This window comes from Nocardia grenadensis NBRC 108939, assembly GCF_001613445.1.
Lineage (GTDB): Bacteria > Actinomycetota > Actinomycetes > Mycobacteriales > Mycobacteriaceae > Nocardia > Nocardia grenadensis.
In genome coordinates, this window is record NZ_BDCJ01000012.1 from 286,288 (window position 1) to 310,895 (window position 24,608).

The following is a 24,608-nucleotide window of genomic DNA, read 5'->3' on the forward strand; positions in this document are numbered from 1 at the left end:
GATCGCCCGGCGCCGGCCGGTGAGGAGGCTGGGAACCGTTCGATTCGGTATCGACCGTGGAGGTGGATCGTGTTCGGATTCGGAGATCTCGCTGTGCCGATCGTGGCGGCGCCGATGGCGGGTGGGCCGTCGACGCCCGAGCTGGTGGTGAGCGTGGGGGAAGCGGGCGGACTGGGTTTTCTGGCAGCCGGGTACAAGACACCCGGGGCGGTGGCCGAGCAGATCCGCCGGGTACGGGCCGGTACGGACGCGGCGTTCGGGGTGAACCTCTTCGTGCCGCAGCGCGCCTCCTACGATGCCGCGGCGGTGGAGCAGTACCGGGACAGGCTGCGGACGACGGCCCGGCAGTACGGACTCGAGGTACCCGCCGTCCGGGAGTTCGACGACGACCGGTTCGACGAGAAGGTGGATCTGGTCGTCGAACAGCGGGTGCCGGTGGTCTCACTGACCTTCGGCCTGCCGCCGGTGGACACCGTGCGGCGGCTGCGTGCGGCGGGAGCAGCGGTGGTCGCGACCGTGACCGGCCCGGACGAGGCCCGGGCCGCGGTGGAGGTGGGCGTCGACGCGCTCTGCCTGCAGGGGCCCGAGAGCGGCGGCCATCGGGGCACCTTCCGGGTCGAGGACGAGCCGGGCACGGCCTCGCTGACCGACCTGCTCGACGAGATCACCGCGTGGTGTCCGCTACCGGTGGTCGCGGCGGGCGGTATCTCCGACGGGGCGCGGATCGTGGAGGTACTCGCGCACGGGGCGGTCGCCGCGCAACTGGGTACGGCGTTCCTGCGCAGCGCCGAATCCGGCGCCAAGGCCGCGCACAAGAACGCCCTCGCGGATCCGCGGTTCGACCGGACGGTCGTGACGCGCGTATTCTCCGGCCGCCCCGCTCGCGGGCTGGCCAACGATTTCATCGCCGAGTACGGCACGGCGCCCGCCGCGTACCCGCAGATCCACCACCTCACCAGCGCTATTCGGGCGGCCGCGGCCGAGCGGGACGGCGCGGAGGATATGGCGCTCTGGGCGGGTACGGGCTTCCGCAAGGCGGCGCCGGATCCGGCGGGGACGATCCTGCGGCGACTCTGGGACGAGGCACGGCTGTCGGGCGCGGCACACGACTGATCGTCGGCGGTCGAAAGGTCGTAGGCGACCGAGGATCGACAGTTGCCGGGCTCACGCCGGTGTCCGACGACGCCGAGTTCACCGCGGGGTCCGGGGCCGCAGATGCGCGGTCCGCCGCTGTCACTGCTGCTCATCGCCTCGGCGCGCGGTGTCGCGGCCGCCGACCTGCACGGAGACGGTCTCGACACACTGCGGCAGCGGCTGGGCTCCGAGGTCGCCTGACGCCCCGGACTGCCCGCGAACCTACGCCGAGCGGCGAATACGGCGTGCCATCTGTCGACCGATGGAGGAAATCGTCGTAGCGTCGATGAGGTGACTGCGTCATCAGAGCTGCCCGCCACCGCGGGCGCGTTGCGGGCGGCCGGGTACGCGCCGCGGAGTGTGAAAGCCGAGATCCGGGAGAATCTGCTGGCCCGGCTGGCCTCGGGGGAGGGTCCGTGGCCCGGGATCGTCGGCTTCGAGCGGACCGTACTGCCACAGCTGGAGCGCGCGCTGCTGGCGGGTCACGATGTGGTGCTGCTGGGCGAGCGGGGCCAGGGCAAGACCCGGCTACTGCGGACCGTTGTCGAACTGCTCGACGAATGGACCCCGGTGATCGCGGGCGCCGAGATGGGCGAACACCCGCTGGAACCGATCAGTCCGCAGGGCCGGCGGCTGGCGGCCGAACTCGGTGACGACCTACCCGTGACGTGGCGGCACCGTAGCGAGCGTTATGCCGAAAAGCTCGCCACCCCCGATACCTCGGTGGGCGACCTGATCGGCGATGTCGATCCGGTGAAGGTTGCCGAGGGTCGCAGCCTCGGCGATCCGGAAACCATCCACTTCGGCCTGGTGCCGCGGGCGCACCGGGGCATCGTGGCCGTCAACGAACTGCCCGACCTCGCCGAACGTATCCAGGTCGCGCTGCTGAACGTCATGGAGGAGCGTGATATCCAGGTGCGCGGCTATACGCTGCGGCTACCGCTGGATGTGGTGCTGGTGGCGACCGCCAACCCCGAGGATTACACCAACCGCGGCCGGATCATCACCCCGTTGAAGGACCGCTTCGGCGCCGAGATCCGGACGCACTATCCGCTGACCGTCGAGGCCGAGATGGCGCTGGTGCGGCAGGAAGCCGAGCTGGTCGCCGAGGTGGGTGACCCGCTGATCGAGGTGCTGGCCCGGTTCGTTCGGCGGCTGCGCGAATCCCCGGCCATCGATCAGCGCTCCGGAGTTTCGGCCCGGTTCGCGGTGGCGGCCGCGGAGACCGTGGCCGCGGCCGCCCTGCGGCGATCCGCGCTGACCGGGGAGAACCCCGCGGTGGCCCGGCCGGTCGACCTGGAATCGGTGCCGGCCGTGCTGCGCGGGAAGCTGGAGTTCGAATCCGGCGAGGAGGGTCGCGAACAGGAGCATCTCACCCATATGCTGCGGCGTGCCTTCGCCGATACCGCGCGGGAGCGGCTCGGCGGATTGGATCTGCGGCCGCTGGCCGACGCCGTGGACGAGGGACATCTGGTGACCACGGGTGAACGGGTACCCGGTGCGCAGGTCCTGTCCGCGCTACCGGAGCTTCCCGTCCTGCACGAGGTGGCGCTGCGACTCGGCGTGGCGGCGGGTGATCCGCCACAGCGGATCGCCGCGGCCGTCGAATTCGCCCTGGAGTCCCTGTATCTGGCGCGCCAGGTGGCCAAGGACTCCGACGCCGAGGGCAGCGCGGTGTACGGCGGATGACCGCGACACCCGGTTTCGAAGAGGTGTGATGACAGCCGCGGACCGATATTCCTATGGGCCTTATCACGAAGGGCCCGATCCGCTGGCGCCTCCGCTGGATCTGCGCGAGGCGCTGGCGGAGATCGGGCGCGAGGTGATGGAGGGTTCCTCGCCGCGTTCGGCGCTCGAGGAGCTGTTGCGGCGGGGAACATCCGGTATGCCCGGACTGGAAGAACTGACCCGTCGCCTGTGGGAGAAGCGGGCGGAGATCTCGCGCTCCCACCGCCTGGACGGCACCCTGCAGCAGGTCCGGGAGCTGCTGGACCGGGCTTTGGACGCGGAGCGGCGCGCGCTGTTCCCGGACCCGTCCGACGACGCGCGCTTCGCCGAAATGCAATTGGAGGCGCTCCCGTCGAGCATCGCGAAAGCGGTGAACGAACTGAGCGAATACTCCTGGCGTTCGGAAACCGGCCGGGAGAACTATCAGAAGATTCGTGACCTGCTCGGCGAGGAACTGCTGGAATCCCGTTTCCAGGGTATGAAACGGGCGCTGCGGGACGCGACGCCGCAGGATGTGGAGCGGGTCCGGCAGATGATGTCGGACCTCAACGAGCTGCTCGCGGCCCACGCCCGCGGGGAGGACACCACCGAGCGGTTCGTCGAGTTCATGAACGAACACGGCGAGTTCTTCCCGGAGAATCCGCGTGATACCGAGGAGTTGATCGACGCGCTGGCCGCGCGGGCCGCGGCGGCGCAGCGGATGATGAATTCGATGTCGGCGCAACAGCGGGACGAACTGAACGAGCTGATCGGGCAGGCCTTCGGGGATGCACGGATAGCCCAGCAGATCGCCGACCTGGACGCGAATCTGCGTGCGCTACGTCCCGGACAGGATTGGGAGTCGGCGCGGCGTTTCCGCGGTCAGGACCCGCTGGGGATGGGCGAGGCCGTGGCGGCCATGCAGGATCTGGGCGAACTCGACGAACTCGCCGCCCAGCTCGCCCAGTCCTATCCCGGTGCGCGGCTGGAGGATATCGACCTGGAGGCGCTGGAGCGTCAGCTCGGCGCCGACGCCCGGGTGGACGCGGCCCGGCTGGCCGAGCTGGAACGGGAACTGCGTCGCCAGGGCCTGTTCGAGCGGACCCCCGACGGCTCCCTGCGGCTGACTCCGAAGGCGCTGCGCCGGCTCGGGGAGGTCGCGCTCCGGGATATCGTCGGTAAATTGCGCAGCCGCAAGGGGCAGCGGGAAACCGCGCTCGCCGGGGCGGCCGGGGAACCGACCGGCGCGAGCCGGGCGTGGCAGTTCGGCGATACCGAGCCGTGGGATGTCTCGCGTACGGTGCGCAACGCGGTATTGCGCTCGGCGTCCACCGGAAGCGGGGCGGTATCCCTGGATGTGGCGGATGTGGAGATCGCCGAGACCGAACAGCGCTCGCGGGCGGCGGTCGCGCTGTGCGTCGACACCTCGTGGTCGATGGTGCAGGACGGGCGCTGGGTGCCGATGAAGCGCACGGCGCTGGCCCTACAGCACCTGATCAGCACCCGGTTCCGGTCCGACGCTCTGGAGCTGATCACCTTCGGCCGCCACGCGGGCACCGTGGACATAGCGGAACTGACCGGACTGGAACCGGTCTGGGAGCAGGGGACGAATCTGCACCACGCGCTGCTGCTGGCCGGCCGGCAACTGCGCCGACATCCCGACGCGGTACCGGTGGTGCTGGTGGTGACCGATGGGGAGCCGACCGCGCACCTGGAGCCGGACGGCACCTCCTACTTCAATTGGCCGCCGGACCGGCGCACCCTGGCCGTCACCATGACCCAGGTGGATTCGCTGGCGCGGCTGGGCGCCTCGATCTCGGTGTTCATGCTGGGTGAGGAACCACGGCTGGCCGCGTTCGTGGATCTGGTGGCTCGGCGCGGCGGTGGCCGGGTGGTGGCTCCCGACCTGGACGGGCTCGGCGCCGCGGTGGTCAGCGACTATCTGCGCGGCCGGCGCTGAGTGCCGGACCGGGAGAGGTGTGGGTATGCGGCTGGACCGTGATCGGGCGCGGACACGCTTCGCCGCGGCCCGGGTTGCGCGGCTCGCGACCGTGACCACTTCGGGCACACCGCATCTCGTCCCGATCGTTTTCGCGCTGGCCGGCGATACCGTCTACACCGCGGTCGACGCCAAACCGAAATCGACCACCGCGCTGCGCCGACTGGCCAATATCGAGGCGAACCCGGAAATCGCCGTATTGGCCGATTTCTACGACGAGGACTGGACCCGCCTGTGGTGGGTGCGCGCCGACGGGCGGGCTCGCATCGTGACGGGCGACGAGGCGCGCCACGGTCTGACGCACCTGACCACCCGCTACCCCGCCTATGTGACGGAGCCGCCGCCCGGCCCGGTCATCGCATTCGATATCGCGCGCTGGTCGGGCTGGGCGGCGGGCTGATCACGTGCGGTGGATCAGGAACCGGCGCCGCCCATGGCGAACCGCAGCAGGGCCTGCTTGTCACCCTGCTTGATCTTGCCCTTGCGGTTGAGGACCTCGAGCTGCCAGACGTCACCGTTGCGGAAGGCGCGGGCCACGGCATTGGCATTGTCGTTGCCCAGCAACGACGGCCAGATATCGGCCACCTGCTGGCTGCTGCCGCCGGTGGCGTCGTACACCTTGAACGAGATGTTGTTCGCCTTGTCGAAGGAGCTGCCCTTCTTGAAGGCCGCCGCGACGAAGATGATCGCGTCGATACCGCCGGGGATCTCGGCGAAGGTGACATGGACGGTTTCGTCGTCACCGGCGGCCGCACCGGTCTGTTCGTCGCCGGAATGCTGGACCGAGCCGTTGCCCAGCGGGTCCAGCGAATCCAGCCCGGCGAAACGGACCGGTTCGCTGCCCTGCATGAGGATGGCGATCAGGTCGAGGTCGACACCTTTCTTGCGGCGCGCCCAGCCGAGCGCGCCACCGCTGGCGCCCGCGGACGGGTCCCAGCTGACACCGACACTCAGCTTGGCGATCCCCGCGAGATCCGCTGCGCCGTCTTCCTTTTTGAGCGTGATCATGGCTCAACCGTACCGGCTGCCGGAGAACACCGGGTGACCACCGAGTTCTCGGTCAGTGGACCGGAGAATCGGTGGTCCGGCAGGGGCGCGGCCAGGGGTGGCGGGCCAGTCCTTCGACTCCTTCGTTGAACCGCTCCAGGAGCCGGACCAATTGCTCGACCTCCTCGTCGGGCCAATCGGCGAGCACGGCGCCGACCCCGCGGCGTTGCAGGGCCAAATCGGCTTCGAACAGCCGGAGCCCTTTCTCGCTGGGCCGGACCTTGCGGGCGACGCCGCCCTCTGGATCCGGTACCCGCTCCACCAGGTCCTGGTCGAGCATGGCGGCCACCTGGCGGTTCACCGTGGATACGTCGAGACCGAACGCCTCGGCCAGTTCGCGCAGGGACAGCGGAGCGCCGAGGCGCAGCCGGGTGAGGATCAGGTACGCGGATCTGTCCAGCTGTAACGGCGAATTCCGGCGGGCGGCCGGATACTGCCGGGACAGCAGGTTCAGTTCCAGGACGAGCCGCGCCAGCACGGCGGGGTCCCGGAGGTCCGCCGCGGAGGCGGCGAGCGGTGCAGCCGAATCGGACATTCGGACACTATGTCGTCTGTTTCGCCCGAATACAAATTATGTACGATACACAGCCTATGTAGCGTGCATATTCGTGCCCGCCATGGCCGACGACGTCGGTACCGAACGCCGGGGACCCGGTGCCGTCCTGGATATCCACCTCGGCGGTTACGGGCTGCTGTCGCCCGGGTTGGTGACGGGACGTGCCGGATCGATACCTTCATCGCGTACCGTGGCCGTATCCGGTGGAGGTAGAGGTGTCGGAACGACTCATGGAACCGATCGAGGTAGGCGACCCGGGGTGGATCGACTACGCCGAATTCGGCAGGAGGTTCATCACCCACGCGGTGACCGAGCGGCGGATCGAGAAGGCGGTCGTCGGCATCACCGGGCGCGGGCTGACCATCGGCCCGGTCAATCTGGCGCCCGCCGGACTCGCCGGGTTCCTCGCCGAGGGCCGGATCGACCGTCCCGTGGTGGTGCGCCGCGGCTCCGAAGTCGCCTTCGACGTGCGGATACCGGTATCCCTGCGGGCCAAGATCCTGCTCGGCGGTAAACCCCTGCGGTCGGAGACGGTGGTATCCATCGGTCTCACCTTCCACGCCCGCACCGCCGACCCGCTGCTCATCGTGATCGATATCCCGCGGGTCGAACCCGCGGACGTGAGTGTGCTGCTGCGCCTGTCGGCCGCCGACTCGGTGGCCGAATGGCTACTCGACCCGATCGCCGGCCTGTTACAACGCGAGGTCGCCAATCGGGTGAACGGGATGCTGCGCGACCCGGGGGTGATGCGCAGCCGGATCTACGATATCGAGGCCATCGTCGCCCGCGAACGCTCTCCGCACCGCGGCCGCACCCGGTTCGAGTGGACCGACTACGCCGAATTCGGGCGGCGGTTCTTCCCGCGCATCGTCACCCGCGACCGCCTCGAACAATTCGTCACCGATCTCGCCGACCGGCAGATCGAGATCGGACCACTGCGCGCCGGTCCCCGGGCGGCTGCCGAGGTCACCGTCCGTGGCGAGGTCGGCCGGCCCACCCTGACCGACCGGGTACCCGTGACTGCCACGGCCGACGAAGATCCGGCGCTGGTCCGCTTCGATCTGATCGTCCCGGTCACCCTCGACATCACGGTCAGTGTGCTCAAGGACAACCACTACCGCGCGGACGTGGAAATTCCCCTGCCACTCACCGCGCACGCGGCCCACCCCCTGCTCATCGTGGTGGAAGTCGACCCGCCGGAACGAGAGAACGTCCGCCTCGACTACGCCGCCCAGGGTATGCGCGCCGCCGTCCTCGGCATCCTGGCGGGCATCAAGAAACAGATCGTCGCGCAGGTGGTCCGTGTCGTCCGCACCGAACTCGCCGACCCGGCCAGGCGAACCCTCGACGTGGGCGAACGTATAGACCGGCTGTTGTAATTCTGACGTCGACCCCGGCGGCGCGTGGTCGTCGGTCGTGGCGGTCGTGTCGCAGATGTGGTGCAATTACCCACGTTCGAGGCTCCCGGCGCACACAGTGCTGATGGGGAAGGTGCGCCGGGCACGCCGTTGCTGTCCACCCGGGGTGTGCGAAGGAGTCTCGATGGTTTCTGCACTGTCTCGCCGGGCTCTGCTCGGATATACGGCCGCCGCTGTCGCCGCGGGCGCGGTGGGGTCGGCCCTCGGGACTTCCCGCGCCGGTGCGGCGTCGCTCGGTACCCTGCTCGATTACGCGGGCGGTGTGCCGTCCGCGGCGGCCATCAAGGCGGCCGGGCACACCGGGGTCATCCGGTATGTATCCGACCGTCGGCCGGGAGCGGAATGGATGGTCGGGAAACCGCTGCTCGCCGGGGAAGTCGAGGATCTGCGGTCCGCCGGGCTGGCCATCGTGTCCTGTTACCAGTTCGGCAAAGGGCCCACCGCGGACTGGCGCGGCGGATATGACGCGGGCTGTCGGCACGCCGAGCGCGGGCTGGCGCTGCACCGTGCGGCCGGGGGGCCGGAGAACCGGCCCATCTACGCCTCCATCGACGACAACCCGAACCCCGTGGAGTTCGCCACCATGATCCTGCCGTATCTGCTCGGCTGGCAGGCGGTGAGCGGCCGGGAGAACACCGGGGTCTACGCGAACGCGCCCACCATCGATCTGGCCCGGACGGCAGGCGTGGGTGCGTGGTTCTGGCAGCACGATTGGGGAACCGCGCCGGGATACGTGCATCCGGCCGCGCATCTGCACCAGTTCGAGATCGACGACCGCACGGTCGACGGGGTGGGGGTGGATGTGAACGATATCCGCGCCGCGGAGTACGGGGCCTGGTGACCACCGCCGCCCGGCGGCCGGGTCAGCGCGCCGGGCGTTTCGTTCGGTTGGCGGCCACGTACAGGTAGATCAGCGGTGCGACCGCGCCGCACAGGAACAGCAGCAGCGTCGGCAGATCGCTGCGCAACGGGATATCGCCGCCGGGGCCGCGGCTCGCCGCGATCAGGAAGGCGCCCAACCAGGCGGCGATCGGCAGGAACAGCACGGTCGGCCGGGTCGTCACGGTGGCGGCCGCCCACACCAGGGCCACGTTCACCGGCGCGGCGATCAGCGCGGCCACCGGCACGGCGACGCTGCCGATGTAGAAGGGCAGATAGAGCACCTCCAAAACCAAGGTGATCACCGCATCCACGATCAGGGCTGCGATCAGTACCGGGCCGAGTACCGCGGTCGCCAATGCGGTCCGGCGGGCGCGCGAACCCGCACCGGCCCGATCGTCCACGGCGGCGGTCATCCGCGCGACCGGATCGTCGAACACCGTCGGGTGGTCGCTGCGGGCCCGGCCCCGCTCTCCGATTCCGAGTGCTGCATAGTGCGAGTCTATTGGTGCGCGGGTGCCGCCCGGCTACAGCGAACCGGCGAAGAGATCGTCTTCCCGGCCGTCCGGCCCGCTCGCCCAGGCGCGGCCGCGGAACAGAATGTAGTGCTCCTCCGGCAGGACCGGCTGGGCGATCATATTGGTCAAGGCGAATTCCCGGCCCGACGGCGCGACCGTGAGCTGGGTGGCGTGGGCGCGCAGCGCAGCGCGTTTGCGGGGCAGTGATTCGGTGACATCGATCGCCGTGGTCACCGAATTACCCGGTACGCACGCCAATTCGTCCTCGGCGGGCAGCCGCCAGCCGGGGGGTAGCGCACCGGGCAGACCGTCCACTGTGCGGCGGGCCAGCGCCCGCAGATGGTCGCGCAGGATATCGGCGTCGGTCACGGTCCAGTAGAACTTGGGCGTGTCCCAGCCCTGTCCGGCCGCGGCCTCGACGGCCTCGGTGGTCACCCGGTGGGCACGGATATGGTCCGGGTGGCCGTAGCCGCCGCGCGGGTCGTAGGTCACCACCACGCGGGGCCGCAGGTCGAGGATCACCTCGGTGAGGGCCCGGACCGCCGCCGTCCCGGACTCGACGAAGGCGCGTGGATGCTCCGCCGACGGAGTCCCGGCCATACCGGAATCGCGCCAGCGGCCGGCGCCGCCCAGGAAACACGGCGGTCCGGCCCCGAGTTCGGCGAGGGCGCGGGTGAGTTCACCGATCCGGTACCCGCCCAGTTGGTCGGCGCGGTCGGCGGTCAGGCCGGCCCAGCGGTCGCCCATCACCTCGCCCTCTTCACCCAGAGTGCAGGTCACCACCGTCACCGGAACACCGAGACGCCGGTAGTGGGCGATTGTGCCCCCGGTGGTGATGGTTTCGTCGTCGGGGTGGGCATGGACCAGCAGCAACCCGCCCGTACGTGCTTCGTCGGCACCGGTCACGGGATACGCCGCCACATCGCCGCGTCGCCGAATATGCCGGCCTGGATCGCTCCACTCAGCGAGGCGCCGTCCACCGAGGGCCCGGCCGCGGCGACCACATTGTCCTGCACGATCGGTAGTACCGTGGACGCGCCCCACAGCCGCGGTTCGGCCTCGCCCAGCGTGCGCGGCACCTCCACGCCGTGCAGCGCGCCGTCGATCGACGGCTGGAACTGCGGATCGCAGATACCGGACAGATTGCTCGGCGCCCGGCGGGCCGCTTCCACGGCGGCCGGGGCCTCGGTCTGTTCGCCGTCGGTCGTGGGCGGGACGGGCGCCGCGGGCGGGCAGCCGTAGCGGGAGGCCAGGGCGGTAGCCGGATCACCGCCGGTCGCCTCCCATCCCACCACCGCGTCGACGGAATTCTCCACCAGGCCTTTGCTGTACAGCTCGTCGGCCGCCAGATTGAGCACCGACGCGTCGATACCGGCGCTGCGCAACTGGTCGGCCGCGGTATTGGCCACCGCCAGCGCGGTATCGTCGCCGGTCACCGCCCCGATCCGCAGGACCAGCGGTTCACCGTTGCGGGCCAGTGAGCGCGGCCGCGGGGCCGGTGAGGTCGCCGAGACCGGCGGCGGCTCCGGGGCGCGGCCGAACCCGGCCTCGGCCAGCAGCCCGAACGCCTGATCGGGGTTGGGTCGCGGGGGCTCGGTCGGCGTGTAGCCGGGATCGGAGGGGGAGAGCACCTGCGCGCGCACCGGTTCCACCCAGTTACCGGTCTGCGCGCCGACGGTGGCCAGCAGCGCGGGATCGAGCAGCGCGAGGACCGCGGTCCGGACCCGGTGGTCACCGAGTACCCCCTCGCGTCCGTTGAGGGTGAGCCGGAGTTGCCGGGACTGCGGCATGATCGCGGTTCGCACCGACGGGATCGCGGCCAGCTGAGCCTGGGTGGCGACCCCGCCGTGCACCAGCGCCATCTGGGTGTCACCGGTGCGCAGCGAATCCGCCAGCTGGGCGGGAGTACCGCCGCGCCGCAGCAGGATCTGATCGGGGCGGGCCGGGGTGCCCCAGTAGCGGTCGTTTCGTTCCAGCAGGATCTCGTCGCGACCGGGATCGGCGGATTCGATGGTGAAGTTCCCGCCCGAGACCGGTATCTGCTCGACCAGCGTGCGCTGGAAGCCGCCCGGCGAATCCTTCATCAGATGCGATGGCAACAGATTCGCGAACAATTGCGGCCAGGCCGGATAGGGCTTGTCGAACACCACGGACACCGCCTTACCGCCGCCTGAGGAACGGACCTCGGTGATGAGGCGGTACCCGGCCGGGTCGATCACACCCGGTTGCGTGATCATCTGCTGCCATAGGTAGTGGAAGTCCTCGGCCGCGATGGGCGCCCCGTCGGACCAGTTCGCCTGAGCCTTCAGCTTGTAGGTGACGGTGAACGGGGCCTCGGCGGTCACCGTCACCGAATCGACCAGCGCCGTATCCGGAACCCACAGTGTGGCGCCGGGCAGGGCCGGGTCCGGTGTGGGCCGGAACGGACTCGGCAGCACCATGGCCGCCACCGCGGCGGTCGCGGGGGACTGATTCGACCGCAGATGCGGATTGAAACCGATCCCGATGTCGTCGATGGCCACGACCACCGTGTTCTTGGTCGGCTGCGCCGGCTGGGTCTTCGGGCTGTCCGTACTGGCGATGGGCGGCGGCGGGTCGGCAGTGCATCCGGCCAGCACCGGAACGAGCACCGCCACGAGCACCAGCAGCCCGCGCCACACCGCGCGCCTCCCCGAAATCACGTTCGGCACTCTACCCAAACCCGCGCCTGCCCGTCCGGGGGTGAAACCGCTTACAGCGCGGCCCGGTCGCGCGCCTTGCGGCGCGACAGCTCCCGGGCCCGCTCGCCCGCGGCCAAGGTGACCTTGCGCACCCGAACGACCTCCGGGGTCACCTCGACGCATTCGTCGGCGGCGCAGAATTCCATGGCCATTTCCAGGTCGAGCTGCAACGGTTTGGCCAGCGTCTCCATCACATCGGCGGTGGAGGAGCGCATATTGGTGAGCTTCTTCTCCTTGGTCACATTGATATCGAGATCCTCGGCACGCGGATTGATTCCGACGACCATGCCCTCGTAGGTTTCCGCGCCCGGTTCGACGAAGAACTGCCCGCGGTCGGCCAGCTGGATCATGGCGAAGGGGGTCACCGAACCGGAGCGGTCCGATACCAGCGACCCGGTATGCCGGGCCCGGATCTCACCGGCCCAGGGCGCGTAGCCATGGGAGACGGCGTTGGCGATCCCGGTGCCGCGGGTCTCGGTCAGGAAGTCGGTGCGGAAACCGATCAGACCGCGGGACGGCACGATGAACTCCATTCGCACCCAGCCCGCGGCGTGGTTGTTCATCTGCACCATCTTGCCCTTGCGGGCGGCCAGCAGCTGGGTGATGGCGCCCAGGTACTCGTCCGGGCAGTCGATGGTGAGCTCTTCGTAGGGCTCATGCACCTTGCCGTCCACCTGCCGGGTCACCACCTGCGGTTTGCCGACGGTCAGCTCGAAACCCTCGCGCCGCATCTGCTCGACCAGGATCGCCAGCGCGAGTTCGCCGCGGCCCTGGACCTCCCAGGCGTCCGGGCGGCCGATATCGAGCACCCGCAGTGAGACATTGCCCACCAGTTCCTGGTCGAGCCGCGATTTCACCATGCGAGCGGTGAGCTTGTGGCCCTGGACCCGGCCGACCAGCGGCGAGGTGTTGGTACCGATCACCACCGAGATGGCCGGTTCGTCCACCGTGATGCGGGGCAGCGCGACGGGTTCGTCCGGGTCGGCGAGGGTATCGCCGATCATGATGTCGGGGATACCGGCGACGGCGACGATATCCCCGGCCACCGCGATCTCACCGGGCTGCCGTTCGACGCCGACCGTCTGCAGCAGTTCGGTGATCTTGACGCTCTTCACGCCGTCGGCGTGCATCCACGCCACGTTCTGGCCCTTGCGTAGTTCACCGTTGTGGATACGCACCAGCGCGAGCCGGCCCAGGAAGGCCGAGGCGTCGAGGTTGGTGACATGGGCCTGCAGCGGCGCGGTCGCGTCGCCCTTGGGAGCGGGAATGTTCGCCAGCAGGACGTCGAACAGGGCGTCCAGGTTCTCCGCGTTCGGCACCTCGCCGTTCTGCGGCTGTTCCTTGGACGCCTTGCCCGCACGACCGGAGGCGTAGAGCACCGGCAGGTCGAGGGCCAGTTCGGCGGCCTCGGCGGCGTCGTCGTCCAGATCGGAGGCCAGGTCCAGCAGCAGATCGTGGCTCTCCTCGACCACCTCGGCGATCCGCGCGTCGGGCCGGTCGGTCTTGTTGACCACCAGGATCACCGGCAGACAGGCCGCCAGCGCCTTGCGCAGCACGAACCGGGTCTGTGGGAGCGGGCCCTCCGAGGCGTCGACCAGCAGCACCACGCCGTCGACCATGGACAGGCCGCGTTCCACCTCGCCACCGAAGTCGGCGTGACCCGGGGTGTCGATGACATTGATGACGGTGACGCTGCCGTCGGGATGGTGCCGGTGCACGGCGGTGTTCTTGGCGAGAATGGTGATGCCCTTCTCGCGCTCCAGATCGCCGGAGTCCATCACCCGGTCCACCGGTTCGGCCCGTTCGGCGAATGCGCCGGACTGCCGCAGCATGGCGTCGACGAGCGTCGTCTTACCGTGGTCGACGTGCGCCACGATGGCGACGTTGCGAAAATCGCGTGCAGACGACACGCCAGGTTCCTCCTGCTGTTAACTGTTGCTTGCGGCCGGACCCTGCGACAGGGAGATTCGAACTCACCAGGCATCTGGGCCGGTTACACCCTACCGGGAACTCGGCGGCCTACTGGCGCCGCCTGGAAGTAAGGGTATGCTAACCCGCATGGGCAAGGTCAAGGCGCGCGAGGTTTCGAGCCTCAAGCCGAAGAAGAAGTGCTGTCGTAAGAAGACGCGCTGCGTGAAATGCCCTGTGGTCATCATGCGGATGAAGCGCTTGGAGGCCGCGGGCGCCTCCGGTAAAGAACTGAAAAAGGGCCTGAAGAAGGCGCGCGCCGCCTGAGATGCTGCGGTTGTAGGACTGTCGTGGTGGGGTATGTCGGCGGTATGACCACATCACTGCTCTCCGAACCCGAGATCACGGCGGCTCTGGAGATCCTGCCGGAGTGGAGCCGGGCCGGTGATGCGCTGACCCGCACGGTCGAGGTCGCCACCTTTCCCGCCGGAATAGAACTCGTCCGGCAGGTGGCCGATATCGCCGAATCGGCGAATCATCATCCCGATATCGATATCCGGTGGCGCAAGGTCACCTTCACCCTGTCCACGCACTCCGCGGGCGGGCTCACGGCACAGGACGTGGCGTTGGCCCGGGAGATCGATCGGCTGGCGCCGTAGCGGTCCGGGCGGCCGTCCGGCCCGCCCAGACGATCCAGCCGTAGCAGAGCAGCGCACCGAGTACGTACACCGTGCCGAGCCAGGACCACACCCCCCAGCGGGAGATGGTCCAGATCGAATCCTGCAGGAACGAGAGCACCCACGGCGCGCCGACCAGGGTCGTCACCAGCCAGTATCCGGCCAATATCCGCGCGCCGGGTACGGCCCGGTACGGCCCGTAGAGCAGCCAGAGGACGGTCGGCAACAGCCAGCCCCAGTGGTGCGACCAGGAGATGGGCGAGACCAGCAGCCCGAACAACTGCACGATCAATACGGTGCCCAGCAGATCGTCGCGGCGCAGTGCCCGCCACGCGCACCACCCCAGCGCCGCGGCCACCGCCACCCCCGCGATCCACCACGGCCCGGAACCCACGTCACTGCCCAGCAGCCGGCTCAGCGCGCCGCGCAGCGACTGGTTCCACACCGAGCCCACCGGCCCGATCCGGTCGGCGTCACCGAGCAGAGTGCCGAAATAACGCCGGGTCTCCTCCGGATTGATCAGGAAACTCGCCGCCACGGTCAGCCCGAACACCACCGCCGACCAGCCGGCGGCGGCCCAGCGGCGCCGCGCCACGAAATAGAGGCCGCTGATCGCGGGAGTCAGTTTGATCCCCGCGACCGCGCCCACCAGGGTTCCCGACAGCCACCACCGTGAGCTGCGGATCGCGATCATCACGCCGAGCATCAGGAAAACATTGACCTGGCCGTAGTCGATCGTGGTGCGCACCGGCTCGAACCACAGGCCCACCGCGGTCCACGCCACCATGGCGGTGCGCCACCGCGCTTCGCGTAGGGCGTCCCGTCCCAGCATCAGTTCGAACGCGATTCGCACCACCCAGTACAACGCGGCGACGATGGCGAACAGCCACAGCATGGCGACCACGGTGAACGGCAGGAAATGCAGCGGGAAGAACACCACCGCAGCGAACGGTGGGTAGGTGAAGGGCAGCGGGAAGTCCGGTGTCTTCTCGGCGTAGGTGAAATCGTAGAGATGGTCGGTGAGCAGGGCTGCCGACCCGTCGACATAGACATGCAGGTCGACCAGGTTCATCCCGTTCCGGGTCAGCAGCATCCACAGCAGCCGCGCCAGTACGGTGATCCCGAGCGCCGCCAGGGCCAGGCGAAACGGTACGAACCCCCGAATGTCGGTCCGGGCACCGCTGGGCTGAGTCAATACACGAGCTTTCGAGTCGGTCCGGGCCGGCGGCCGGACCCGGTGCTGTTGGGCGCGTCGCCGGTTTTTTCGGCCCGGAATACATTAACCCCACCGGTTTCCGCGCGGACGTGAGCCTTGCGCGCGCCGCGCGCGGTCGGCGGCAAATGGTGCGCGCGGGGTCGGTAACCATCGAGCAACCGATGAGTCACAAGTGCACATCCGCCCCATTTCTCACACCGGTCACTTCCGTTGCACGCTACTGTTCGGTAGCACAGCAAAATGGGGCTCGCAATCCCGACCCCGGTGCTGTACAACGCGCGTCAGTGTCCTTAGAGTGACCCCGAAACGACGGCTTTTCAGCGTCGCCCAGATGTACCCGAGGTAAGGACGGCTAGACCAGTGCTTCGCACCCGAGGATCGCGGATCGCAATGTCCGCGCTCGCTATTGCGGCGGGCGCCTCCCTCGTGGCGCCCGCGACGGCCGTCGCGGCTCCCGCCACCGAGGTGTCGGTGAGCAGCGTCCCGATGGTCCCCGAAGGGGTTCCCGTCGACGTTCTCGCCGCCCTGGCCCCGGCCATCGTCAACGCACCGGCCCCGGCGGCCAAGGACATCGCCGCGCCGGGCAGCCCGCAGGAGGCCATTCTTTCCCAGGCCCGCGCGCTGCTGGCCACGGTGAATCTGCCCCCGCAGATCAAGTCCACGCTGGAACGGGTCATCACGTTCCTCGACGGCAGCGGCGGCGGTGGTCCCGAGATCCCGGAATCCGGGCCGGCGATCGCCCAGTTCCTCTACCCGACCATCGGCCAGGGTTGTATCGCGCCGTCCGGCGATTCGGTCGGCACCGCCCTCGCGGTGCCCGGCCCGGCGCAGCTGCCGCCGCCCGGACCGGCCGCCGGCCAGACCGGCTTCGTGTTCACCGCGCTGGGCACCGAACGTCCCACGGCCGAACAGCCGCAGCCGATGACGGTGCAGTGGCGGAACCTCGATACCGGTGAGGCCGGATCGCAGCCGCTGACCGACGCGGCCAAGATCAACCCCGACGGCCCGGCCACCCTCTCGGCCATCGCGAACACCGGCACCGGTCGTATCGTCGCCGTCATCGGCGGCGGACTCACCACCCAGGCCACCGAAACCGAAACCCGCAGCTGCACCTTCATGCCGACCATCGGATTCTTCACCGTCGGCTGACCATCGGCCCCGCCACCGGCGGACGGGGCCGGGGCCTCGTGACCCCCGAGTTTTTCCCTCCGCTGGCCGGCTCGGATCGGGATCTCGCCGACCGTTCGGACCGGACGCGAGGTGTACGCGGGCGCGGAGGTACACCTCGGCCGCCCGAGCACACCCACAGCAATGTCAGCGCGCGGTGGATGCCCGCTCTCGTGGGAACTCCGTGCGGGGCTGTGCGCTTGTCGACCTGGGTAGGCTCACAGCACTGTGAGTGCTCAATGGTTTCCGATCTGTGGAGGGCCAACGCACACGCGCGTACCGCCCGGCTGTGGTAGACCGGGGTGATGGCGACTGTCGAAAGATCGCGCAAGTCCGGTATCCGGAGCCGGCGCTCGTCACGGTCGATTCTGTCGATCCGCTCCGAGGGGTCGATCCTGTCCATCGGCTCCGCGTATTCGATTCTGTCCATCGGAAGCGTGGGGTCGGTGCTGTCGATCGGGTCCATCGGATCGTTCGGTTCGGCGATCTCCAGCGGGTCCTTCCTGAGTCTCGGCTCGGCCCTGTCCGGGCTGTCCCGGTGGTCCCTGCTGTCCTGGATAGGTGATCACGCGAGTCCGGATACCCGGCCCGGCCTGCGTGTGGTGGCCGACGAACCCGATCTGCGGGAGTCCGCCACCTGCCACTGCCAGACCTGACTTCGGCGTACTACGGCTCCCCCTGCCCGCCCGCGGGCTTTCCCGTAGGGCGGGCGTTCGTGCTCGGCCTGTGGCCCGGGACGCCGGCGGCGAGGCCGTCCAACACCGTCCAGACGCGATCCAGCGGTATGTCGTGGACGAGGTACAGCTTCTTACCCGCTGCCGTGGCGGCGCCCAGCGTGGCCAGGCCGGCTCGGCGTTGCCAGAAGGTCTGCCGCACAGTCCAGCCGATGATGCCGGGTGCTTCGAGGCAGGTGCGTTCGCGGTCGAGGGAGCCGGAGCGGACGACCAGCCAGGCGGGGGAGCCGGCGGTGGCGGGGACGACCGCGTGACCGAGGCCGCGGTAGCGGTCCGCGGCGAGTAGCGCGCAGACTGGGGTCAGGCCGGCCGGCAGCAGCCACCACCACGGTGTGACCTGCCACCCCGCCGCGGCCGCGAGGAGCAGGGCCGCCGCGGTGAGTGGAACAGGCCAGCACGCCCGGATGTATCGGCGGCGCCGGGCGGCCGGACCGTGCCGGGTCAACGGGATATCGGCGAGTGCGGCCAATTGGGCCGCGGTCGCGGAGGTGTTCGCGTCGCGGTGTGGGCTCAGCAGCCGGGCGAGTGTCCGTTCGACCGCCGCGCGGGGGGCTTGCGGCAGGATCTTCTGGCGTGGGTTCTCGCCGGTCATCACGGCTTCCAACTGCGCGGCTCCGGCAAGGCGCAGCAGGAGTGGTTCGCGGATGGTGGCGCCGCGCAATCGCGCGGTGTCGAGGGTGATCCGGCGCAAGGTGAACAGTCCGCGGCGGATCTGCAGGGTGCTGCCGTGATCGGTGACGCGGAGTCCGTAATAGGTGGCCAGGTAGTGCGCGCACGCCGCCACGCTGACGACGACCACCAGGACGAGCAGCGCGGCGACGCCGGCCGCCAGCAGCGACAGCACCCCGAAATCACGCACGGTCTCGACGGTGTCGTGGCCGATGCCGATCTCGGCGGCACCGAATCCGAACTGGGCGGCCAGGCCCAGCGCCGAGGCGGCGAGCGCGAAACCGGTGAGCGATAGCGGTGCGTACCGCACCCAGCCCGGCTGCCAGTGGCCGATCTCCACACCCAGTTCGGCCGCGCGAACCTCCGGCTCGATGCCGGGGCGGCGGACCGGGGTGGGATCGTCGGTAGGAGTGGGCGGTGTACGGGTGTGGGCCAGTAGTTCGGCGCGCAGCGGCCGGACGTGTCCGGCGGCGAGTGCGTCCAGCCTGAAGCGGTCGCCGGCCTCGGCCTCCTGGCCGGTGCCGATCACCATCACGGCAAGACCCAGGATCCGGTGCAGCGGGTCGGCCTCGATATCCACCGACCGGATGCGCGCCCGCGGCACCGCCAGTCGTTTCCGCCGGATCAGACCGGTGCGCAGCTCGACATGGGTCGGTCCGACCCGGTAGGTGGTGGTGAACCACAGGGTGAGTGCGTACGGGATCACGAACACCAGACCCAGCAGGCTGTAGAGCGGGTTACCGGAACTCACACCCAGCACGACCGCGCCGATCACGGCGGGCAGGAACTTCACAATCTCCTGGACCGGATGGACCAGCAGCATCCGGCGATCCAGGCGTAGCCACGGTTCGTCGTCGCCGGGAACGACGGTCTCCGGCTCGGCGGCCGGGCCGGACCCGCCCGCCGGATGCGGTCCCGTCATGTGGCGTCTCCGCGGTGCCGCGCCGCGATCTCGGTCAACCGGGTCACCGTATGCTCGGCCACCGCGCGGTCCAGCAGGCTGATATGCACCGCGCCCGCGGACGAGGCCGTGGTCACCGTCACCGTCGACAGGTCGAGGAGCCGTTCCAGCGGGCCGCGTTCGGTGTCCACGGTCTGCACCCGGGAGATCGGCGCGACCCGGCTCTCCTGGGTCAGCCAGCCCGATCGGGAGTAGACGGCATCGTCGGTCACCTCCCAGCGGTGCACCCGGTACCGCCAGCGGGGCACCACGATCGCGGTGAGCACGGCCATCGGTAGCGCGACCCCCGCCACCGCCGCCTGCCAGGTCCGGCCGTCGGAGTCGAAGGCGACCCACCCGAGCAGCACGGCGAATACGACGAGCCAGGACAGTGCGATCTGCACGGTCCACAACGTCTTCGCGCGCGGACTGGGCCGCCACGACGGATCGGCCAGGGTATCGAGTGAGCGTGGCGGGCTGTCCGACGACATATATTCATCGTCGCACGGCGCGATGTGCGGCCGACTGTCCCATAGATGGCAACCATTCGAGCACCCACAGTGAGGTGAGCCTCCCCAGGTCGGTCGAGGTGCACGACCGCACGCACCTTCTGCCTGTTCCGGATGGTCTATCTCCGTGGTCGGGGCCCGCCCCCGGTTCTGGACCGACGCGCGACCGAGCGTGTGCTGTAGGGCCGTCCATGGATTGGTGACCATTGAGCGCTTACAGTGCTGTGGGCCTTCCCAGGTCGGTCGAGGTTGCATGCCGGCCCGCAACCTTCTGTCTGTTCCGGATGGTCTGCTTCAGTGGTCGGGGCCCGCCCCCGATTCCGGACCGACGGAGCGAGGGAGCGCAGCGACCGAGCGGAGGAGGGAAGAATCGGGGTCACAGGGCCCCGACCCGCGCGCCGGAGGCGCGCAAATATACACAGCCGACCTGCACGGAATAGCCCGAGTTACACCACGGTTGTGAACGCTCAACGACCTGGGAGGAGACAGTTCCGGATGTGTGCCGCATGATCGAGGGCGTGACCGACCTACCCGAACCGACCGTCCCGACCCCCGTGCCGACCCCGTCCGCCATGCGCCGGGCGCTGCGCCGGGCACGTGACGGGGTCACGCTGAACGTCGACGAGGCCACGGTGCTGCTGCACGCGCGCGGTGACGATCTCGCGGATCTGTGCCGCAGTGCGGCCCGGGTGCGTGACGCCGGGCTGGCCTCGGCCGGGCGGCCCGCCACGATCACCTATTCGCGCAATGTCTTCATTCCGCTGACCCATCTGTGCCGCGATACCTGTCACTACTGCACTTTTGTGACAGTGCCGGGCAAGCTGCGGGCACAGGGGCGCGGGATGTTCCTCGAACCCGACGAGGTGCTCGATATCGCGCGCCGGGGTGCCGAACTGGGCTGTAAGGAAGCGCTGTTCACCCTCGGCGACCGACCCGAGGCCCGCTGGCCCGAGGCCGCGCAGTGGCTGGACGAACGCGGCTACGATTCCACCCTCGACTATCTGCGCGCGGTATCGATCCTGGTGCTCGAGGAGACCGGGCTGCTGCCGCATCTCAACCCCGGCGTCATGTCGTGGGAGGAGATCTCGCGACTGAAACCGGTGGCGCAGTCGATGGGCATGATGCTCGAGACCACCGCGACCCGGCTGTTCACCGAGAAGGGCAACTGCCACTACGGCAGCCCCGACAAGGACCCCGCGGTACGGCTGCGCGCCATCACCGACGCGGGCCGGCTCTCGGTGCCCTACACCACCGGGGTGCTGGTGGGTATCGGCGAGAACATGGCCGAGCGGGCCGATACGATCGTCGCGATCCGCAAGCAGCACAAGGCGTTCGGTCATATCCAGGAAGTGATTGTGCAGAACTTCCGGGCCAAGGGCGACACCGCCATGCGGCACGCGCCCGATGCGGACTTCACCGAGTTCCTGGCCACCATCGCGGTCACCCGCCTGCTGCTCGGGCCCGATGTCTCGGTGCAGGCGCCGCCGAACCTGGTGTCCGCCGAGGAATGCCGTGCCCTGCTGGAAGCCGGGATCGACGACTGGGGCGGCGTCTCGCCGGTGACCCCCGACCATGTGAATCCCGAGCGGCCCTGGCCCAACTTGGACACGCTGGCCGAGATCACCGCGGCCGCCGGTTTCGAACTGGTGGAACGTACATCGGCGCATCCGAAATACGTGCGTGCGGGTAATCCGTGGATCGATCCGCGGATCGGCGCGCATGTCGCGGCCCTGACCGATACCGAGACCGGGCTGGCGAAGGCCGGCGCGCTCCCGGTGGGCCTGCCCTGGCAGGAGCCCGACGAGACCTGGGAGTCGGCGGGTCGTACCGATCTGAACACCGAGATCGATACCGCCGGGCGCAATACCGATACCCGCAGCGATATCGACAATGCGTTCGGCGACTGGGACACCATCCGCGAACAGGTCCGCGATCTCGCCGCCGCGCCCCAGCGGCTGGACGCCGATGTACTGGACGCGCTGCGTGCCGCGGAACGTGATCCGGCCGGCCTGACCGATGCGCAGTATCTGGCGCTGGCCACCGCCGACGGACCCGATCTGGAAGCCGTCGCGGGTCTCGCGGATCGGCTGCGCCGCGATGTCTGCGGCGACGATGTCACCTATGTGGTGAACCGCAATATCAACTTCACCAATATCTGCTACACGGGCTGCCGGTTCTGTGCGTTCGCACAGCGCAAGGGGGACGCCGACGCCTTCACGCTCAGCACCGACGAGGTCGCCGACCGGGCCTGGGAGGCCTATGTCGACGGTGCGACCGAGGTCTGCATGCAGGGCGGGATCGACCCCGATCTGCCCGTCACCGGCTATGCCGATCTGGTGCGCGCGGTGAAGGCACGGGTGCCGTCCATACACGTCCACGCCTTCAGCCCGATGGAGATCGTGAACGGTGCCTCCCGCGGTGGGGAAAGCGTCCGCGATTGGCTGACCGCGCTGCGCGAAGCCGGGCTGGGCACCATCCCCGGTACCGCCGCCGAGATCCTCGACGACGAGGTTCGGTGGGTGCTCACCAAGGGTAAATTGCCCGCCTCGGCCTGGATCGATGTGGTCACCACCGCCCATCAGGTCGGGATCCGGTCGAGTTCGACCATGATGTACGGGCACGTCGACAACCCCAGCCATTGGGTCGGGCACCTGCGGGTGTTGCGCGGTATCCAGGACGAGACCGGCGGTTTCACCGAATTCGTCCTGCTTCCGTTCGTGCACCAGAGCGCCCCGCTCTACCTGGCCGGCGCCTCCCGCCCGGGCCCCACCAACCGCGACAACCGCGCCGCGCACGCCCTGGCCCGGATCATGCTGCACGGCCGGATCGACAATATCCAGACCAGCTGGGTAAAACTCGGCACCACGGGCACCCGGATGATGTTGCGCAGCGGTGCCAACGACCTCGGCGGTACCCTCATGGAGGAGACCATCTCCCGGATGGCGGGTTCGCAGCACGGGTCGGCGAGAACGGTAGCCGAACTCACCGAGATCGCCGAGGGTATCGGACGGCCGGTCCGGGAACGCACCACCACCTACGGTGTTCCACCCGAGCGGAGTGCGGCTGTCCCCGGCCTGGAACTCGTCTAGGTGCGTGGCCTTCGATTGAAGGCGCGCAGCGGCCGAGGCAGTAATGGAGTACCGGGGCACGAAGCTCCGACCAGGCGACAACCCGGCCGGCATCGAATATTAGGGCAGGCTCACCGGGCGTAGCCTGTGGGGCGGCAGGGATACTTTGTGCGGGCGCAGTTACCCGGAGAAGGAAGACTTAGGAGCGGGAGTGACGTACATCATCGCCGAACCGTGCGTTGACGTGAAGGACAAGGCATGCATCGAGGAATGCCCTGTGGACTGCATCTACGAGGGCGGTCGCATGCTCTACATCCATCCCGACGAATGCGTTGACTGTGGCGCCTGCGAGCCGGTCTGCCCGGTGGAGGCGATCTTCTACGAGGACGACACGCCCGATCAGTGGAGCGGATACGTCAACGCCAACGTCGACTTCTTCGACGAGCTGGGCTCGCCGGGCGGTGCCACCAAGCTGGGCAAGGTCGATTCCGATCCGGCGTTCATCAAAGAGCTGCCCCCGATGGCGGGCGAGTAGAGCATTCGCACGATGAGCACCGAGGTAACCGAACGTCGCCGGGTGAGTGCGGCCCTGCCCGATTTCCCCTGGGACACCATCGCCGAGGTGAAGGCGCGGGCGGCCGCCCATCCGGGCGGACTCGTCGATCTGTCGGTGGGTACGCCGGTCGATCCGGTCGATCCGCTGATCCGCGCGGCATTGAGTTCGGTCGCCGCGGTGCCCGGCTACCCGACCACGCACGGCACGCCGGAGTTGCGTGCCGCGGCGGTGGCCGCGCTGACCCGGCGTTTCGGTATCACCGGGGTGCCCGAGGCGGCGGTGCTGCCGGTGATCGGCACCAAGGAGCTGATCGCGGGGTTGCCGCGGCTGCTCGGGCTGGGGCCCGCGGACCTGGTGGTGATCCCCGAGGTCGCCTATCCGACGTACGAGGTGGGCGGACTGCTCGCCGGGACGCGGATCCTGCGCGCCGACGGACTCACCCGGCTGGGCCCGGAGACTCCGGCGCTCATTTATCTCAACTCCCCGTCCAACCCGACCGGCAAGGTGCTGGGTGTGGAGCATCTGCGGAAGGTGGTGGCCTTCGCTCGGGAGCGCGGCGTGGTCGTCGCCTCCGATGAGTGCTACCTGGGGCTGGCCTGGGAGGAACCGGCCGTCTCGATTCTGGACCCGCGGGTCTGCGACGGCGACCACACCGGTCTGCTGGCGGTGCATTCACTGTCGAAGACGTCGAATCTGGCGAGTTACCGGGCCGGATTCGTGGCCGGCGATCCGGAGTTGGTGGCCGAGTTGCTGGAGGTGCGCAAGCATTCCGGCATGATGGTGCCCTTCCCGATCCAGGCGGCGATGGCGGCGGCGCTGGACGATGACACGCACGAATCGGTGCAGCGGGAGCGGTATCGGGCTCGCCGCGAGATCCTGCGGCCGGCGCTGCTGGAGGCCGGTTTCCGGATCGACCATTCCGAGGCCGGGCTGTATCTGTGGTCGACTCGCGGTGAACCGTGCCGGACCACGCTCGAGTGGCTGGCCGAGCGCGGCATCCTGGCGGCTCCGGGCGAGTTCTACGGTCCCGCGGGCGCCAAGCACGTGCGTATCGCATTGACCGCGACCGACGAGCGGATCGAAACGGCCGCACAGCGGCTGCGCGGCTGATCGCACACGGCCGCCGCTGTGCGGCAGTGTGGTAACGACTCCGCGGACATTCGCGCGTCGGGGCCGGGCAGGGCCG

Annotated in this window: 22 protein-coding genes; 13 read left to right on the top strand and 9 right to left on the bottom strand. The window is 69.2% G+C overall.

Annotation, left to right across the window (positions count from 1 at the left end):
• The first annotated feature begins 69 nt into the window (after positions 1-69).
• The 4 genes from NGR01S_RS15665 (at position 70) to NGR01S_RS15680 (ending at position 5,240) form a co-directional block, all read left to right on the top strand.
• Positions 70-1,113, top strand: coding sequence for a nitronate monooxygenase (locus NGR01S_RS15665; protein WP_063037344.1), 1,044 nt, complete (start codon positions 70-72; stop codon positions 1,111-1,113).
• Positions 1,114-1,425: 312 nt separating this feature from the next.
• A complete protein-coding gene (locus NGR01S_RS15670) occupies positions 1,426-2,823 on the top strand; it encodes an ATP-binding protein (RefSeq protein ID WP_063037346.1) in 1,398 nt (465 codons plus the stop codon).
• Positions 2,824-2,851: 28 nt separating this feature from the next.
• The gene (locus NGR01S_RS15675; RefSeq protein WP_063037348.1) at positions 2,852-4,801 is read left to right on the top strand and encodes a vWA domain-containing protein; all 1,950 of its coding nucleotides are present in this window, start codon (positions 2,852-2,854) and stop codon (positions 4,799-4,801) included.
• A gap of 25 nt (positions 4,802-4,826) precedes the next feature.
• The gene (locus NGR01S_RS15680) at positions 4,827-5,240 is read left to right on the top strand and encodes a TIGR03668 family PPOX class F420-dependent oxidoreductase (protein ID WP_174551702.1); all 414 of its coding nucleotides are present in this window, start codon (positions 4,827-4,829) and stop codon (positions 5,238-5,240) included.
• A 14-nt stretch (positions 5,241-5,254) separates the two neighbouring features.
• Here NGR01S_RS15680 and NGR01S_RS15685 read toward each other — a convergent pair whose 3' ends face one another.
• Positions 5,255-5,848, bottom strand: a complete 594-nt coding sequence (locus NGR01S_RS15685) for a TerD family protein (protein ID WP_063037349.1) — start codon at positions 5,846-5,848, stop codon at positions 5,255-5,257.
• A 52-nt stretch (positions 5,849-5,900) separates the two neighbouring features.
• Positions 5,901-6,422 (bottom strand): MarR family winged helix-turn-helix transcriptional regulator, encoded by a 522-nt coding sequence (locus tag NGR01S_RS15690; protein WP_063037351.1) that lies wholly within the window; start codon positions 6,420-6,422, stop codon positions 5,901-5,903.
• 236 nt (positions 6,423-6,658) lie between these two features.
• On the opposite strand from NGR01S_RS15690, the gene NGR01S_RS15695 reads away from it, so the two are divergent.
• A complete protein-coding gene (locus NGR01S_RS15695) occupies positions 6,659-7,822 on the top strand; it encodes a hypothetical protein (protein WP_245664610.1) in 1,164 nt (387 codons plus the stop codon).
• Between the two features lie 163 nt (positions 7,823-7,985).
• Positions 7,986-8,702, top strand: a complete 717-nt coding sequence (locus NGR01S_RS15700) for a DUF1906 domain-containing protein (protein ID WP_063037354.1) — start codon at positions 7,986-7,988, stop codon at positions 8,700-8,702.
• A 22-nt stretch (positions 8,703-8,724) separates the two neighbouring features.
• Here the strand turns inward: NGR01S_RS15700 and NGR01S_RS15705 are convergent, their stop codons facing one another.
• The 4 genes from NGR01S_RS15705 to typA all read right to left on the bottom strand — a co-directional run bounded on the left by NGR01S_RS15705 (position 8,725) and on the right by typA (position 13,888).
• Positions 8,725-9,180 carry a hypothetical protein gene (locus tag NGR01S_RS15705; protein ID WP_245664611.1) on the bottom strand — a complete coding sequence of 152 codons (456 nt, stop codon included), beginning with the start codon at positions 9,178-9,180 and terminating at the stop codon, positions 8,725-8,727.
• 87 nt (positions 9,181-9,267) lie between these two features.
• Positions 9,268-10,164 (bottom strand): N-acetyl-1-D-myo-inositol-2-amino-2-deoxy-alpha-D-glucopyranoside deacetylase, encoded by an 897-nt coding sequence (gene mshB / locus NGR01S_RS15710; protein WP_063037560.1) that lies wholly within the window; start codon positions 10,162-10,164, stop codon positions 9,268-9,270.
• Positions 10,161-11,948, bottom strand: coding sequence for an ABC transporter family substrate-binding protein (locus NGR01S_RS15715; RefSeq protein WP_281179755.1), 1,788 nt, complete (start codon positions 11,946-11,948; stop codon positions 10,161-10,163). The genes mshB and NGR01S_RS15715 overlap by 4 nt, the downstream gene beginning before the upstream one ends.
• Before the next feature lie 41 nt (positions 11,949-11,989).
• Positions 11,990-13,888, bottom strand: coding sequence for a translational GTPase TypA (typA, locus tag NGR01S_RS15720; protein ID WP_063037357.1), 1,899 nt, complete (start codon positions 13,886-13,888; stop codon positions 11,990-11,992).
• A gap of 148 nt (positions 13,889-14,036) precedes the next feature.
• Between typA and NGR01S_RS31560 the strand changes: the two genes are divergently transcribed.
• Positions 14,037-14,213 (top strand): hypothetical protein, encoded by a 177-nt coding sequence (locus NGR01S_RS31560; RefSeq protein ID WP_169811917.1) that lies wholly within the window; start codon positions 14,037-14,039, stop codon positions 14,211-14,213.
• A 44-nt stretch (positions 14,214-14,257) separates the two neighbouring features.
• The gene (locus tag NGR01S_RS15730; RefSeq protein WP_063037361.1) at positions 14,258-14,545 is read left to right on the top strand and encodes a 4a-hydroxytetrahydrobiopterin dehydratase; all 288 of its coding nucleotides are present in this window, start codon (positions 14,258-14,260) and stop codon (positions 14,543-14,545) included.
• Here the strand turns inward: NGR01S_RS15730 and NGR01S_RS15735 are convergent.
• The gene (locus NGR01S_RS15735; protein ID WP_245664622.1) at positions 14,493-15,656 is read right to left on the bottom strand and encodes a mannosyltransferase; all 1,164 of its coding nucleotides are present in this window, start codon (positions 15,654-15,656) and stop codon (positions 14,493-14,495) included. The genes NGR01S_RS15730 and NGR01S_RS15735 overlap by 53 nt on opposite strands.
• A gap of 513 nt (positions 15,657-16,169) precedes the next feature.
• On the opposite strand from NGR01S_RS15735, the gene NGR01S_RS15740 reads away from it, so the two are divergent.
• On the top strand, positions 16,170-16,928 hold the full coding sequence (locus NGR01S_RS15740) for an Rv1157c family protein (RefSeq protein ID WP_063037363.1): 759 nt from the start codon (positions 16,170-16,172) through the stop codon (positions 16,926-16,928).
• Positions 16,929-17,251: 323 nt separating this feature from the next.
• A complete protein-coding gene (locus NGR01S_RS15745; protein ID WP_063037365.1) occupies positions 17,252-17,602 on the top strand; it encodes a hypothetical protein in 351 nt (116 codons plus the stop codon).
• 10 nt (positions 17,603-17,612) lie between these two features.
• Here the strand turns inward: NGR01S_RS15745 and NGR01S_RS15750 are convergent, their stop codons facing one another.
• A complete protein-coding gene (locus tag NGR01S_RS15750; RefSeq protein ID WP_084481081.1) occupies positions 17,613-19,271 on the bottom strand; it encodes a PH domain-containing protein in 1,659 nt (552 codons plus the stop codon).
• Positions 19,268-19,780, bottom strand: coding sequence for a PH domain-containing protein (locus tag NGR01S_RS15755; protein WP_063037367.1), 513 nt, complete (start codon positions 19,778-19,780; stop codon positions 19,268-19,270). Before NGR01S_RS15755 ends, NGR01S_RS15750 begins: the two co-directional genes overlap by 4 nt.
• A gap of 524 nt (positions 19,781-20,304) precedes the next feature.
• Between NGR01S_RS15755 and NGR01S_RS15760 the strand changes: the two genes are divergently transcribed.
• From NGR01S_RS15760 to dapC, 3 genes are all read left to right on the top strand, one after another.
• Positions 20,305-22,887 (top strand): bifunctional FO biosynthesis protein CofGH, encoded by a 2,583-nt coding sequence (locus NGR01S_RS15760; RefSeq protein WP_063037369.1) that lies wholly within the window; start codon positions 20,305-20,307, stop codon positions 22,885-22,887.
• Positions 22,888-23,077: 190 nt separating this feature from the next.
• Entirely contained in the window at positions 23,078-23,401 is a 324-nt protein-coding gene (gene fdxA, locus NGR01S_RS15765; RefSeq protein ID WP_030522084.1) for a ferredoxin, read from the top strand.
• A 12-nt stretch (positions 23,402-23,413) separates the two neighbouring features.
• The gene (gene dapC, locus NGR01S_RS15770; RefSeq protein WP_063037377.1) at positions 23,414-24,532 is read left to right on the top strand and encodes a succinyldiaminopimelate transaminase; all 1,119 of its coding nucleotides are present in this window, start codon (positions 23,414-23,416) and stop codon (positions 24,530-24,532) included.
• Positions 24,533-24,608 lie beyond the last annotated feature (76 nt).